At 69.9% G+C, this 13,986-nt stretch carries 12 protein-coding genes; 6 read left to right on the plus strand and 6 right to left on the minus strand.

Annotated features, from left to right (window positions below; genetic code table 11):
• Positions 1-127 precede the first annotated feature (127 nt).
• Positions 128-712, minus strand: a complete 585-nt coding sequence (locus ACWCP2_RS20475; RefSeq protein ID WP_450910011.1) for a TetR/AcrR family transcriptional regulator — start codon at positions 710-712, stop codon at positions 128-130.
• A gap of 123 nt (positions 713-835) precedes the next feature.
• Here ACWCP2_RS20475 and ACWCP2_RS20480 point away from each other — a divergent pair, with 123 nt between their 5' ends.
• On the plus strand, positions 836-2,425 hold the full coding sequence (locus ACWCP2_RS20480; protein ID WP_450910012.1) for an MDR family MFS transporter: 1,590 nt from the start codon (positions 836-838) through the stop codon (positions 2,423-2,425).
• A 314-nt stretch (positions 2,426-2,739) separates the two neighbouring features.
• Here ACWCP2_RS20480 and ACWCP2_RS20485 read toward each other — a convergent pair whose 3' ends face one another.
• Entirely contained in the window at positions 2,740-3,921 is a 1,182-nt protein-coding gene (locus ACWCP2_RS20485) for an Ig-like domain-containing protein (protein WP_450910013.1), read from the minus strand.
• A 238-nt stretch (positions 3,922-4,159) separates the two neighbouring features.
• Between ACWCP2_RS20485 and ACWCP2_RS20490 the strand changes: the two genes are divergently transcribed.
• Positions 4,160-4,981, plus strand: a complete 822-nt coding sequence (locus ACWCP2_RS20490) for a polysaccharide deacetylase family protein (protein ID WP_450910014.1) — start codon at positions 4,160-4,162, stop codon at positions 4,979-4,981.
• A 77-nt stretch (positions 4,982-5,058) separates the two neighbouring features.
• On the plus strand, positions 5,059-5,685 hold the full coding sequence (locus tag ACWCP2_RS20495) for a hypothetical protein (RefSeq protein WP_450910015.1): 627 nt from the start codon (positions 5,059-5,061) through the stop codon (positions 5,683-5,685).
• 256 nt (positions 5,686-5,941) lie between these two features.
• Here the strand turns inward: ACWCP2_RS20495 and ACWCP2_RS20500 are convergent, their stop codons facing one another.
• The 4 genes from ACWCP2_RS20500 to mgrA all read right to left on the minus strand — a co-directional run bounded on the left by ACWCP2_RS20500 (position 5,942) and on the right by mgrA (position 10,056).
• Entirely contained in the window at positions 5,942-7,255 is a 1,314-nt protein-coding gene (locus ACWCP2_RS20500; RefSeq protein WP_450910016.1) for an ABC transporter substrate-binding protein, read from the minus strand.
• A gap of 293 nt (positions 7,256-7,548) precedes the next feature.
• Positions 7,549-8,166 (minus strand): SMI1/KNR4 family protein, encoded by a 618-nt coding sequence (locus tag ACWCP2_RS20505; protein ID WP_450910017.1) that lies wholly within the window; start codon positions 8,164-8,166, stop codon positions 7,549-7,551.
• A 59-nt stretch (positions 8,167-8,225) separates the two neighbouring features.
• Complete coding sequence (locus tag ACWCP2_RS20510) at positions 8,226-8,675, minus strand: DUF192 domain-containing protein (RefSeq protein WP_450910018.1); 450 nt, start codon at positions 8,673-8,675, stop codon at positions 8,226-8,228.
• A gap of 340 nt (positions 8,676-9,015) precedes the next feature.
• Positions 9,016-10,056 carry an L-glyceraldehyde 3-phosphate reductase gene (gene mgrA / locus ACWCP2_RS20515; protein WP_450910019.1) on the minus strand — a complete coding sequence of 347 codons (1,041 nt, stop codon included), beginning with the start codon at positions 10,054-10,056 and terminating at the stop codon, positions 9,016-9,018.
• A gap of 138 nt (positions 10,057-10,194) precedes the next feature.
• Between mgrA and ACWCP2_RS20520 the strand changes: the two genes are divergently transcribed.
• The 3 genes from ACWCP2_RS20520 to ACWCP2_RS20530 all read left to right on the plus strand — a co-directional run bounded on the left by ACWCP2_RS20520 (position 10,195) and on the right by ACWCP2_RS20530 (position 13,836).
• The gene (locus tag ACWCP2_RS20520) at positions 10,195-10,968 is read left to right on the plus strand and encodes an isoprenyl transferase (RefSeq protein WP_399376611.1); all 774 of its coding nucleotides are present in this window, start codon (positions 10,195-10,197) and stop codon (positions 10,966-10,968) included.
• Between the two features lie 415 nt (positions 10,969-11,383).
• Positions 11,384-12,700 (plus strand): PhoH family protein, encoded by a 1,317-nt coding sequence (locus ACWCP2_RS20525; protein ID WP_266880864.1) that lies wholly within the window; start codon positions 11,384-11,386, stop codon positions 12,698-12,700.
• A 437-nt stretch (positions 12,701-13,137) separates the two neighbouring features.
• On the plus strand, positions 13,138-13,836 hold the full coding sequence (locus ACWCP2_RS20530; protein ID WP_450910020.1) for an aggregation-promoting factor C-terminal-like domain-containing protein: 699 nt from the start codon (positions 13,138-13,140) through the stop codon (positions 13,834-13,836).
• Positions 13,837-13,986 lie beyond the last annotated feature (150 nt).

The raw sequence follows: 13,986 nt of genomic DNA on the forward strand, positions 1-13,986 counted from the left end.
TTCGGATCGGACGGCGCCGCGGCCTCTCCGCGACGCACCTCACCAAAAGTAGCCGAGATGACTACGCAGAGTAATTATCCGGGGTTTTGTTCGTTCGATCGAGTGAACGGAGCAGGGAGGGGTGCGGCTATGCCTGGCCGTGGGCCTGGGTGATCAGGTCCGTCGCGACTTCCAGGGCGGCCTGGCGGGTCTCCTCCGGGTCCCCGTCCACGTGCTGGAGGAACATCATTCCCGCGTGCAGGGTGAACAGGGCGCTCACGCACCGGACCTGGTCGGCCAGCGGGGCGTCCTCCTGGCCGGTCCGGAGCAGCTCCACCAGGGCGAAGAGCCGCTTCTTGACCCGGTCGCCGATGGTCAGCTCCCGCAGTGAGGCCTGGTTCTCCTGCATGAAGCGGTACAGCGACGCGCCGCCCGCCATCGCCTCGCTGTAGCGGCGCAGGACCTCCCGCTTCGTCTCCAGCGTGCGCGGCTGCTCCTCGGCCCACTCGATCAGCTCGTCGATGGGCCTGGTCAGGTCCTCGAACAGGCTGATGATGATGTCTTCCTTGGTCTTGAAGTGGTAGTACAGCGCCGCCTTCGTGACCCCCAGCGCCTCCGCGATCTCCCGCAGCGACGTCTTCTCGTACCCCTGCCCGGCGAAGAGTTCCAGTGCGACGTCCTGGATGCGCTGCCGCGTATCGCCACGGCGCTGCTGCGGACTGCTGCTGGACATGACTCTCCCCTGACTACTTACTTGACGCCCGGCTAGTTACGGGTCTACCTTCCACAGTGTAGTCAACTAGCCGGTCGGCAAGTAAGTCCCAGGGCCGGTGCGTATGCACCAGGGGAGTGGAACATGGTGGAGAACAAGAAGAACGCGGACACCTCGGAGGAGGTGAAGCCGCGCAGCGTGCGTGTCGTCCTGATGGCACTCATGATCGCGATGCTGCTGGCGATGCTCGACAACATGATCATCGGCACCGCCATGCCCACCATCGTCGGCGAGCTCGGCGGCCTGGAGCACCTCTCCTGGGTCGTCACCGCCTACACGCTGGCCACCGCCGCCTCCACTCCCATCTGGGGCAAGATCGGCGACATGTACGGGCGGAAGGGCTCCTTCCTCACCTCGATCGTCATCTTCCTGATCGGCTCCGCGCTCAGCGGCATGGCCCAGGACATGGGCCAGCTCATCGGCTTCCGCGCGATCCAGGGCCTCGGCGCCGGCGGTCTGATGGTCGGCGTCATGGCGATCATCGGCGACCTGATCCCGCCCCGCGAGCGCGGCAAGTACCAGGGCATGATGGCCGGCGTGATGGCCCTCGCCATGATCGGCGGACCGCTGGTCGGCGGCACCATCACCGACCACATGGGCTGGCGCTGGTCCTTCTACATCAACCTGCCGCTCGGCGCCGTGGCCCTGGCCATGGTCACCGCGGTGCTGCACCTCCCGAAGAAGAGCGGGGCGGAGCGGCCCAAGATCGACTACCTCGGCGCGGCCCTGCTGACCGTCGCCATCACCTCCACGGTCCTGGTCACCACCTGGGGCGGCACCGAGTACGCCTGGGGCTCCACCGAGATCATCGGCCTGATCGCCGTCGGCATCGCCTCCATCGCCGGCTTCCTCTACGCTGAGACCAAGGCCGCCGACCCGGTCATGCCGCTGCACATCTTCCGCAGCCGCAACTTCACCCTGATGTCCGTGATCGGCTTCCTGGTCGGCTTCGCGATGTTCGGCGGCGTGCTGTACCTGCCGCTCTTCCAGCAGTCCGTCCAGGGTGCCTCGGCCACCAACTCCGGCCTGCTGCTCCTGCCGATGCTGCTCTCGATGATGGTCGTCTCGCTGATCGCGGGCCGGATCACCACCAGCAGCGGCAAGTACAAGATCTTCCCGATCGTCGGCGGCGGGCTCATGGTCGTCGGGCTCTTCCTGCTCGCCACCATGGACACCGGGACGAGCCGCCTGATGTCCGGTGTGTACATGGCGGTGCTCGGCGCCGGCCTCGGCTTCCTGATGCAGATCACGATGCTGGTCGCGCAGAACAGCGTCGACATGAAGGACATGGGCGTCGCGTCCTCCTCGGCGACCCTGTTCCGTACGCTCGGCGGCTCCTTCGGCGTGGCGCTGATGGGCTCCCTGTTCACCAGCCAGGTCACCAGCACCATGACCGACCGGCTCGGCCCCGAGGCCGCGGTCAAGGCGGGCTCCGCCCAGCTGGACGCGGCGAGCCTGGCGAAGCTTCCGGAGGCCGTCCGGGACGCCTACCAGCACGCGGTGGCCGCCGGTACGCACTCGGCGTTCCTGCTGGGTGCGGGGATCGCCGTACTGGGCTTCGCGGCCGCCTGGTTCGTCAAGGAGGTCCCGCTGCGGGGCGCGGGGCCGGCCGGTGCGGCCGGCGGTGGCGCGGAGAAGTCCGCGGCTGCGCCGGAGGCGGTTGTCGTGCACTGAGTTGCTCTCGCTCCGGTGGGGGCCCCTTTGCGTTCCCCGGGCGGGGCGTCGCCCTGCGGGCCGGCCGGCCGCAGCCGGAATCCGGGCCGCTGCGCGGGGCCTCCCCCACCCCGCCCCTTCCCGAAACCGGGGCTTCGCCCCGGGCCCCGTGCGGGGCTCCGCCCCGGGCCCCGTGCGGGGCTCCGCCCCCGAGCCCCCTGCGGGGCTCCGCCCCGGACCCCCTGCGGGGGGCGGGCCCCCGGCCCCCGCACCCCCGGGTCCTCGCGCCCCAAGTGCCCTAGGGGGTGGCTCGGGTGACGGTCAGGCGGGGCGGGCTAGCTCAGGGACGACTTCTTCTGCCAGTCCGGCCAGGACAGGTTCCACTCGCCGAAGCCGTTGCCGGGGGCCACCGTTTCCTTGCCGCCCGTGACGTCGAAGACGTCGCCGATCTGGGCCTGGGCGTAGAACCACGCGGCGTCCGCCGTCTTCATGCCGATGCAGCCGTGGCTCCTGTTGGCCGAGCCGATGTAGCTCTCCGCCCATTCCGCCTGGTGCGCGAACGTGCCCGAGACCGTCAGCCGCATCGATTTGTCGACCCACTGGTCGTATCCGGTCAGGCCGACCGAGTCGGCCCTCATGTTGATCCGGCCCTCCTTGGCCATCAAGGGCATCTTCCCGCTCCACGTCGGCGTCTTCGCCGGATCGCCCGCCGTGACCGGGATCGACTTCACCACCTGTCCGTCGCGCTCCAGCGTCAGCCTGTGGGCCGTGATGTCGACCTTGGCCAGCTGGCTGTGGCCGATGGTGACGGAGGTCGTGTACGACTTCGTCAGGTAGCGGCCGCTCTCCGTGGCCACGCCCGACAGCGGGGCCTCCAGGGTCACCCGGGTGCCCGGCTTCCAGTACTCCTTCGGGCGCCAGTCCACGCGGTCCCTGCCCGTGAGGGTTTCCGTCAGCCAGCCCCACGAGCCCTCGGTGTCGTTGTTCGTGGTCACCTTCAGCCGCCGCTCGACCGCGGCCCTGTCCTTCACCTTGTGGTCGAAAGTCAGGGAGAGGGGCTGGCCGACGCCGACCGTCGTGCCGCCCGCGGGCAGCACGGTCACCGTCTCCGTCTGCTCCTTGGACGGTGCGAGGGTGTGGAAGGTGGACTCGGACACGGTCTCCCCGCCGCCGTCCTGTGCGGCGGCCGTCGCCCGCACCCGGTAGTCGGCGTCCACCGCCAGTGCGTCCTTCGGGGTGAACACCCCGTCAGCGAGCGTGCCCTCGGCCTGCTTCCCGTCGGGGCCGGTCACGGTCAGCGCCGTCAGCGTGCCGTGGTTCACCCGCGCCGTGAGCGGGGCGTCCGGCTCGACGCCTTTCGCCCCGTCGGCCGGTACGAGGCTCAACTCGGCCGCGGGCCGCGCGGACTGCGCGGCATCCGCGCCCCCGCCGGCCCCGCACGCGGTCACCGACAGCGCGAGCAGCGCGGTGAGCAGGGGCGGAAGTGCGTACGGGTGGATTGTCACTGCCTTGCGCATGGGTAGGTGAACCTCCGGCTCGGGCCCGGGTCTTGGGACCGGGATGTCCGGTATGAGGCCGGTGCGCTCGCCCTCGGTTTCAGGCGGGACGGAATTCGGGACGATGGAGGACCAAAGTCCTGCAACCCGTAATTTATGGGCCATTCGGCTGGAACCCCGCATCCGCGGCAGGCGTCCTGACCAGTGCGAGCTCACACGGGGACGTCGATTCGGGGAGTTGAGAGAGCACATGGGGTTCATGACGCGCACGCGGATGCAGGGGACGAAGGCACGGATCGCCGTCGCCGGAGCGGTGGCGGCGGTGGCCGCGACCGCGTGGGGGGTGACGGCGCTCGTCGACCCGGGTCTCGACACCAACCACCAGAACGTCTCCCGGCGCACCGACGACCCCGCCAAGGGCGGCGACGGCGAACCCCAGGCCCCCGGGAAGCCCGGCGGGCAGGTCCCGGACGGCATAGCCCACGCGTCGGAGAGCGGCGGCAACGCGGTCAACATCACCATCGACGACGGACCCGACCCCGTGTGGACCCCGAAGATGCTGGAAGTGCTGAAGAAGTACGAGGTGAAGGCGGTCTTCTGCATGATCGGACCGCAGGCCAAGGACCACCCCGACGTGGTCAAGAAGGTCGTCGCCGGCGGGCACCGGCTCTGCGACCACACCATGGACCACAACACCGGGATGGACAAGAAGCCCCTTCCCTACCAGCGTCAGCAGATCCTCGACGCGAAGAAGCAGATCGAGGACGCCGCGGGCGGGGCCAAGGTGGAGTACTACCGGGCCCCCGGCGGCGCGTTCACCCCCGAGAGCCGGGCCCTGGCCGCCGCCGTCGGCATGCGCCCGCTCGGCTGGAACATCGACACCAAGGACTTCAGCAAGCCGGGCGTGGCCGCGATCGTGGGCACGGTCAAGTCCGAGATCGGCAACGGCCCGACGGTCCTCTTCCACGACGGCGGCGGAGACCGCACCCAGAGCGTCGCGGCCCTCGACCAGGTCCTGGCCTGGCTGAAGGACCAGGGCCGCCCCACCGGCTTCCCGGTGGTCACCGGCCCCAGCGCCTGACGCGCCGTCCGATCCCGTACGGGTGAAAGGGCGCCCGGTGTCGTTCCGGCCCGCCGGAGGGTCCCGTTGGGCCGGGCATGAACCGCACCCGCACCGCCGCCCTCGTCCTCGCCGCCGTAGCCGCGGCCCTCGCACCGGCCCTCTCGGGCGCGGCCACCGCCGCGGACGGTACGGCGTACCTCCAGGACCCGAGCGGCGGGGAGAAGGCGATGAAATCGATGTGGACCAAGGACGACATGCACAAGGTGGAGGCGCAGTTCCGCTTCCATCCCTCGATCCAGTACAAGACGGTGACCCGCCGCGGCCCCAAGGGCGCCGAGGAGTACGAGCGCAAGGTCCCCGACCCCACGACCCTGGCCTGGGAGCCCGGGTACGAGTTCGCGTGGTCGGTGGCGGATTCGCAGGGCGTGAAGAAGATCCTGACGACGAAGGACGGCAAGCAGGTGCTCGTCCTGCACGCGGTGCTGCGCGATGCCCGCCGCGCCGAGGTGGCCCAGGTGCACCAGGAGCTCAAGAACCGGCCCGCGACGGGCCGTACGAAGGTGCCGGGCGGCAAGCGCATCGCGTGCGACACCGGGACCTACACGGTGGAGTGGTCGGTCACCCGCACCGGCTACGGCACCCTCAAGGGGTCACTGCCGTGGGACTCCAGCTGCGAGCAGTACCGCACGGCCTTCACTCCGCGCAACCAGGGCGCGAGCTAGCCGGGCCGGGGCGACCGGGCCGGGCCGACCGGGCCGGGGCGGGCGCAGGAAGAGGGAAGTGGGCCGGCCGCCCCGCGCGCCTTGTGGGCGCTCGCGGGCGACTGGGCCTCGGCCTTGGATCAAAGCCGTACCAGCCATCTTGCCGCCCGGGGTGAGGTGCGGCAGGGGGCGAAGGTCCCTTTCGACCGGGGCCTTCGGTGGTTCTTCCGGGTGGACGGGTCGGCGCGCAGCCGTGCCCCGTCGGTGGCGCGCCGGGTCAGCGCGCCGCCTTCTTGGCCTCGTTCGCCTTGGCGGCGATCTCCTCCAGGACGGCCTTCGGGTCGCCGGCGGGGTCCACGGCACGGCCGATGTTGCGCTTGATGGTGTCGCTGATGACCACCCAGGACGGGTCGTTGACCGGGTAGAGCTGCGCACCGCGCAGGGCGTTCAGGAACTGCTGGTCGTTCTCGTCCATGCCCGAGGAGCCGGCCATGGTGCGGGAGGCCGAGACCGTGGACGGCAGCAGGTGGTAGCGGCTGGCGAAGTCCGACAGGTTCTTGTCCCGGTAGACGAAGTCCAGGAACTTGCCGATCTCCTCGCGGTGGCCGTTCTGCTTGAAGGCCATCATCCAGTCGGCCACGCCCACGTTCGGCGGGACCTGTCCGGTGTTCAGCGTGTCCGAGACGGGCATGGCGACGGCGCCGACCTTGATCCCCTTGTTGCGCGCCTCGTGGGCGAGCTGGGGGTAGCCGTTGAGCATGCCGACCTCGCCGTTCACGAAGGAGGCGAAGGCGTCGGCGCGGTTGAGCTGCGACGGGGGAGTGGGGCCGAGCAGACCGGGGGTGACCAGGTTCTGCTTGATCCACTTGAAGGCCATGATGTTCTGCTCGGAGGCCAGGCTGTAGTTGCCGCTGCTGTCGGCGTAGCCGCCGCCGTTGCTGAGCTCCCAGATCATCGCCTCGGCGTGCGCCTCCTCCGGGCCCAGGGGCATGGCGAAGGGGGTCTTCACCCCCTCGGCCTTGAGCGCCACGGCCGCGGCCTTCAGGTCCTGCCAGGTCTTGGGCTGCCAGCCGTTCTTGGAGTCCTTCGGGATGATCCCGGCCTCGGTGAACAGCTTCTCGTTGTAGAAGAGGAGGCGGCTGCTCGCCACGAAGGGCAGGCCGTAGAGGGTGTTGCGGACGGAGCCGGCGTCGGAGAGGGGCTGGAGGAAGTTCGCCTCGGCGGTGACCGAGAGGAGCTCGGGCGCGGAATAGAGCTTCCCCTGCGCCGCGAAGTCCGAGTAGCCGCCCATGAGGGCCATGTCCGGGGCGTTGCCGTCCTTGACCATGCGGGAGACTTCACGGTCGATGTCGGCCCACGGCAGGATCTCCACCTGGACCGTGATGCCGGGGTTCGAGGCGGTGAAGTCCTTCGTCACCTTGTCCCAGAAATCCTTGGAACTGTTGGCCGAGGTGTCACCGTATTCGGCGGCGACGAGGCGGAGGGTGCCGCCGTCATCAGCGCTTCCGCCGGAGCTGCCGCAGCCGGCCAGCGGTATCAGCAGACCGAGCACGACCGTGGTGGCGGCCGCGCTGAAGATTCTTCGTCGCACGGGTGGGTTCCCCTGATTTTCTTTTGAGTCGCGTTATTACTTATGAGTTGCTCCGGGCTTGGTGTCCCTCCATGGCCCGTTGGCCGGAATTCTCTCCTGAGGGAGGGCGGTTGGTTCCATTGGGTCGGCACTTGTGTTCAATGCTCCAACTGCGGCATTTCAGAATGGTGTTTTCCGATATGTGATCAACAATTCGGACGCGCGTAGACATGCCGAAACGCCCGTTTCCGGCCATGGAGCGCGGCGGAACGGGCGGAACGGGCGGAACGGTCGGAAGGGGGGGCGGGCGGGACTCAGTCCGCGAAGTCGCCCGCGTACGGATCGGGCTCGCCCGTTTCGGGGTTGCGCCCCTCCTGCCAGCGGCGCTGGGCCTTCTGCCAGTGCACGAAGCTGAGGTGCCCGCCGTCCCAGAAGGTGATGCTGACCGGGCTCACGTCGAACTCGTCGTTGCACAGCAGGTAGAGGAACTCGGCCATGCCGTACGGGTACACCGCGAAGGAATCGGCGGTGTGCCGGCCGACCACCAGAACGGGCCAGCGGTCGGGGTCGGGGTCGGTCGTCAGCCAGCAGAGGATGTCGGAGCCGCCGGTGACGCCCCAGGCGAGGATCGACTCCGGGTCCACGTCGAAGGCGGCCCGGCCGCCCTCCGCCTCCCAGACCTGGCGGGCGTTGGCCGTCTCCTCGGTCATCTGCGCCGGGTCCCACTGGAGTCCGGGCTTGGGCAGCGGAAGCAGCACGCTGGCCTCGCCGTTGATCGAGCCCGCGCCGAAGCGGCCCATGAAAGCCACGTAGTCGGCGGGGAACCGGCTGCCCCAGACGGCCTCGGCCGCCTGCCAGTCGATGTCCTCGTCGGCTCCGTGGGTCGCCGGCATGATCTGCTCCAGCGCTTTGATGCGCGCGTTCTCGGTCATGCCGCTCCCCTGCCACCCCAGCTCAACCGCCCCAACCTACCGCCGGTGCGGGGTGGCGCCTAGCTGACGGTGAGACGGACGCGCAGCGAGGAGCCCACGCGCAGGCCCCAGGCGGCCATGGCCCCGGCCTCGGCCTCCAGGACGTGGCGGGCGCGCAGCCGGGGGAGGCCGAGCCGGCCGGGCGGCATGGTGGTCAGTGCGATGACGGTGAGCCGGCGGTCGAGGTGGGCCACGTCGATGGCGAAGCGCATCCGGAAGGTGTGCACGCTGGAGGCCGGGGTGAGGAGCATCGCCCCGTCGATCCCGTCCCGCCCGAGCAGACCGCGCGTACGGGCCCGGTAGGAGGCGGCCACCTCCAGGGGCACTTCCAGGGGCACCTCCAGGGGCACCGCCAGGGCCGCTTCGAAGGGTGCCTCCGGGGGCACTTCCAGGCCCTCCGGCGGCCCCGCCCGCCCCCGCTCCACGCAGAGCGTCCCCGGGCCGTCGTGCCACCGCTCCCTGTTCCCCATGCGGGCCACCCTAGGGGGTGTGCCGCCCCCGGATCGGGGCTTCCGCGTCAAGCCGGCGCACCGGGCGGGGTCCCCCGGGGGAGGGACGGCCGCGGGTTGGTCCGTACGGGCTCCCGCCGGGGCCCCGCAAGGGCTGTGGGGGCCGCTGCGGCTCTGCGGAGTGCTGCCGGGCGGCTGCGGAGCGTAGTCGTGGCGCGCTGATGCGCGCAGCAGGCTTTACGAAGGGTTATGGTGGAACCCCCCCCTCGGGCCGGTCCGTATCCCCCCCACGGACCGGCCCGTTTTTCGTTTGAGCGCGGCGCCGGGGCGCTGTCGCCACAGCGCCGGACAAAGGCGCAGGTCAGCCCCGCTGGGCCCAGATGTTGGCGCCGGGGGTGGACACCGCGAAGGAGTCGATCTCCTTCAACTCCTGCTCCGACAGCGGTGCGCCGGCCAGGGAAGCCACGTTCTCCTCCAGCTGCTTCACGCTCGACGCGCCGATCAGCGCCGACGTCATCCGCTCGTCCCGCAGCACCCAGTTCAGCGCGAGCTGGGCCAGCGTCTGCCCGCGCCGCGCGGCGATGTCGTTCAGCCCGTTGAGCCGGCGCACGACCTCGTCCGACAGCAGGTCCGGGTTGAGGGACTTGCCCTGGGTGGCGCGCGAGCCCTCCGGCAGGTTGCCCCCGAGGTACTTGCCGGTCAGCAGGCCCTGCGCGAGCGGCACGAAGGAGATGCAGCCCATGCCGGCCTCCTCCAGGGTGTCCAGCAGGCCGTCGTCCTCCGTCCAGCGGTTGATCATGGAGTACGAGGGCTGGTGGATGAGGGGGCGCACGCCCATCTCCCGCAGCAGCCGGGCCGCCTCGGCCGTCTGCTCGGCGGTGTACGAGGACACGCCGACGTAGAGCGCCTTGCCCTGCTGGACCGCGGACGCCAGCGCGCCCATGGTCTCCTCCAGCGGGGTGTCCGGATCGAAGCGGTGCGAGTAGAAGATGTCGACGTAGTCGACGCCCATCCGCTTCAGCGAGGCGTCCAGGGACCCGAGGAGGTACTTGCGGCTGCCCCACTCCCCGTACGGCCCCTCGTGCATGAGGTAGCCGGCCTTGGTGGAGAGGACCAGCTCCTCGCGGTGGGACGCGAAGTCCTGCGCGAAGATCTTGCCGAAGTTCAGCTCGGCCGAGCCGGGGGGCGGGCCGTAGTTGTTGGCCAGGTCGAAGTGGGTGACGCCCAGGTCGAAGGCCCGGCGCAGGATCGCCCGCTGGGATCCGAGGGACTTGTCGTCGCCGAAGTTGTGCCAGAGGCCGAGGGAGATGGCGGGGAGCTTGAGGCCGCTGCGGCCGGTGCGCCGGTACTCCATGGAGTCGTAGCGCGAGGGCTCTGCCCGATAGGGATTGTTTTCAGTCACGTTGTCCTCCCTATCACGGACTTGTGACAGGACCGAGTTGGATGCCGGATCCCGTCGCGCAGTAATGTGGCGGTCTGTGGACTTGGGGGGGACCACCGCATTCCGCACGGGGGTATCGCTCGGAGGGGCTGGAAGATCGTGAAGCTGCGCGACCTGGTACGCCGTCCTGTGTACAGGCTCTACGCACGCCGGGTGGAAGGCCGCATCGACCATGACGAGACGCCCAAGCACATCGGCGTGATCCTGGACGGGAACCGGCGCTGGGCCAAGGCGTCCGGAGGCACCACGGTGCAGGGCCATCAGGCCGGCGCCGACAAGATCTCCGAAATGCTGGGCTGGTGCACCGAGACGGACGTCGAGGTCGTCACCCTGTGGATGCTCTCCACGGACAACCTGGACCGGCCCGAGGTCGAGCTCCGCCCGCTGCTCAACATCATCGAGAACACCGTCCGGGGCCTGGCCGCCGACGGCCGCTGGCGCGTCCACCACGTCGGCAACCTCGACATCCTGCCCGCGGGGACCCAGAGCGTCCTGAAGGAGGCCGAGGAGGCCACCCGCACCGTCGACGGGATACTCGTCAACGTCGCCGTCGGCTACGGAGGCCGCCAGGAGATCGCCGACGCGGTCCGCTCGCTCCTGCTGGAGCACGCCTCGAAGGGCACCTCCTTCGAGGAGCTCGCCGAGATCCTCGACATCGAGCACATCGCGGAGCACCTCTACACGCGCGGCCAGCCCGACCCGGACCTGGTGATCCGCACCAGCGGGGAGCAGCGGCTGTCCGGATTCATGCTGTGGCAGAGCGCGCACTCGGAGTACTACTTCTGCGAGGTCTTCTGGCCGGCCTTCCGCAAGGTCGACTTCCTGCGCGCCCTGCGCGACTACGCCGCCCGCCACCGGCGCTACGGCAGCTGACTCCGCCCGGCAGGCCCCCTTACGGCGTCTGACCTGCGGTTGTCCGACACCTCCTCCGCACCGTGCGGCGCGCCCCGACTCCTTCGTGGCGCGCCGCACGCGTGTTCCCGTACGCCCTGGGCGCCCCCCGGGACCCTCCGCGCGCGGCCTTCACCAGGGATTCACCGAGCGTCCGTCATATGCCATGGCATGGCTGGACCCATTCGGGGAATATCCCTTGCAGGTCGACGCCCGATCCACGGGTGTCGAGTCTCAGCGGACGGCATGGGGTCGTCCGCCCGGGAGGCCCTTTGCACCAGGACGCACGTGCGGTTCGCACGGACGGAGTGGAGGGCCGGGAGTCGGCCCGCGCAGGGGTGCCGATGACCGGTCCGGTCTTCATGGCCCGACCTCTTCCGAGGGGGTACGTCCTTCCGTGGTGACCAGCACAAAGAGCCGCCTGCCCGACAGGCGGACCTACGTCCTCGACACCAGCGTCCTGCTGGCAGACCCCAACGCGATCTCGCGGTTCGACGAGCACGAGGTCGTGCTCCCGATCGTGGTGATCACCGAGCTGGAGGCAAAGAGGCATCATCCCGAACTCGGCTATTTCGCCCGTCAGGCCCTGCGCCTGCTCGACGAGTTCCGGGTTCTCCACGGACGCCTCGACGCACCCATCCCGCTGGGCGATCTGGGCGGCACCCTGCGCGTCGAGCTCAACCACTCCGATCAGAGCGTCCTGCCCGCGGGCTTCCGGCTGGGGGACAACGATTCGCGGATCCTCGCGGTCGCCCGCAATCTCCAGGCCGAGGGCTACGACGTCACGGTCGTCTCGAAGGATCTCCCGCTGCGCATCAAGGCCTCCTCCGTGGGGCTGATGGCCGAGGAGTACCGCGCGGAGCTCGCGATCACCGATGCCGGCTGGACCGGCATGACCGAGCTCGCGCTCTCCGGGGAGCAGGTGGACCTGCTCTTCTCCGAGGAGCGGCTCTACGTGCCGGAGGCCGCGGAACTTCCCGTGCACACCGGTCTGGTCCTCCAGTCCGAGCGCGGCAAGGCGCTCGGCCGGGTCACGGCCGACGGCAACGTGAAGCTCGTACGGGGCGACCGCGAGGCCTTCGGGCTGCACGGCCGCAGCGCCGAGCAGCGGATCGCCCTCGACCTCCTGCTCGACCCCGAGATCGGGATCATCTCGATGGGCGGGCGGGCCGGCACCGGAAAGTCGGCGCTGGCGCTGTGCGCGGGGCTGGAGGCCGTACTGGAGCGGAGGCAGCACCAGAAGGTGATGGTCTTCAGGCCGTTGTACGCGGTCGGCGGCCAGGACCTCGGCTACCTCCCCGGGGATGCCAACGAGAAGATGAGCCCCTGGGCCCAGGCGGTGTTCGACACCCTCTCGGCGGTCGCCGGGCGCGCGGTCATCGAGGAGGTGCTCAACCGCGGGATGCTGGAGGTCCTGCCGCTCACGCACATCCGCGGCCGCTCGCTGCACGACGCGTTCGTGATCGTGGACGAGGCACAGTCGCTGGAGCGCAACGTCCTGCTGACCGTTCTGTCCCGTATCGGGGCCAACTCGCGGGTGGTGCTCACGCACGACGTGGCCCAGCGGGACAACCTGCGGGTCGGCCGGTACGACGGAGTCGTCGCCGTGGTCGAGAAGCTGAAGGGGCATCCGCTCTTCGCGCACATCACGCTGACGCGGTCCGAGCGCTCCCCGATCGCCGCGCTGGTCACCGAGATGCTGGAGAACCTATAGGGCCGGCCGGGCGGCCCGCGCGGGCCGCAAAACAGCTAAAACACCCATAGCGGGAAGGTGAGTTGGCGCCGCCCGGCAAAGGCCAGAGAGCCTAGCCGGGCGGCGCCGCCACGCACAGGGGTTTGCCGGAACAAGCGGCGACATGCCAGGTGTGACCTTTCCCACGCAACGGAGAATTGCCCTGCGGCGTCGGGGTCCGGCAGAGTCTGTTCTCCGTCAGGCCCCGCATACGGCACACCTGTATCTCCCGTGAGATACGCGCATCACCGCTAACTCCACAATCGATGGCCGTATGCCGCCCGGAGCATCACGCGGCACTCCCGCAAGGGAGTTGCCCACGGGCCCGCGCCTCCAGTGACCGCACCACCATGGAGGCCAGCGTCAAGGGCACTATTGCGCCCGCGCAGTCACTGCGGACGCTGCTGGAAGGAAACCGTGTGAGCCGGATCTCGGTTCGGGGATTCGCGGTGGCTTCGGCCACCGCCGTCACCACCGTCGGCGCTGTCGTGGGTGTTGCCACTGGCGACCCCGCCTCGAACGATCTCGAGACGACCGCGTCCGGGATGACCCTCCTCACTGACATCCCGGTCGGCCAGCAGGCGGAGGTCCAGAACGCGTCCCTGACGCAGCAGGCCGACTCCATCGCCCACGCCGCCGACGCGGACGCCAAGCGCTCGGCGGAGGAAGCGGCCCGTATCCAGGCCGCCCAGGACGCCAAGTCGAAGAAGGCCGAAGCGCAGAAGGCCGCGGACGAGAAGGCGAAGAAGGAGCGCGAGGAGAAGGAGCAGGCCGCCAGCCGGTCCGCCTCCCGCGACGGATCCTCCTTCGCCCCCCAGTCCCACTACACGGTCGCCCAGGTCAAGGCGATCGCGCAGCAGATGGTCCCGGCGGGGCAGTTCCAGTGCTTCTCCAGGATCATCAACCAGGAATCAACCTGGAACTACCAGGCCGTGAACTCGTCCTCGGGCGCCTACGGCCTCGTCCAGGCGCTGCCCGGCTCGAAGATGGCCTCCGCGGGCGCCGACTGGCGCACCAACCCCGCGACGCAGATCGAGTGGGGCCTGAACTACATGACCAAGCGGTACGGCGGCCCGTGCGGAGCCTGGAGCTTCCACCAGGCCAACGGCTGGTACTAGCCCGCGGCCGTACGCCGGTACGGGTGCGCGTCCGCGCCCCTCAACCCCGAAGAGCCCCGCACCGTCCTACGGTGCGGGGCTCCTCGCGTGTACGGTCTTTCGAGGCGTACCCCGGCGCGCGGACGCGCGGTCCAGGGCGGGGGAAGGGAA

The organism is Streptomyces sp. NPDC002104, from assembly GCF_053593795.1.

Coding starts and splice junctions, on each gene's coding strand:
- ACWCP2_RS20485 (WP_450910013.1), bottom strand. CDS start 3,921: ATGCGCAAGGCAGTGACAATCCACCCGTACGCACTTCCGCCCCTGCTC.
- ACWCP2_RS20505 (WP_450910017.1), bottom strand. CDS start 8,166: ATGACCGAGAACGCGCGCATCAAAGCGCTGGAGCAGATCATGCCGGCG.
- ACWCP2_RS20475 (WP_450910011.1), bottom strand. CDS start 712: ATGTCCAGCAGCAGTCCGCAGCAGCGCCGTGGCGATACGCGGCAGCGC.
- ACWCP2_RS20490 (WP_450910014.1), top strand. CDS start 4,160: ATGACGCGCACGCGGATGCAGGGGACGAAGGCACGGATCGCCGTCGCC.
- ACWCP2_RS20510 (WP_450910018.1), bottom strand. CDS start 8,675: ATGGGGAACAGGGAGCGGTGGCACGACGGCCCGGGGACGCTCTGCGTG.
- ACWCP2_RS20480 (WP_450910012.1), top strand. CDS start 836: ATGGTGGAGAACAAGAAGAACGCGGACACCTCGGAGGAGGTGAAGCCG.
- ACWCP2_RS20495 (WP_450910015.1), top strand. CDS start 5,059: ATGAACCGCACCCGCACCGCCGCCCTCGTCCTCGCCGCCGTAGCCGCG.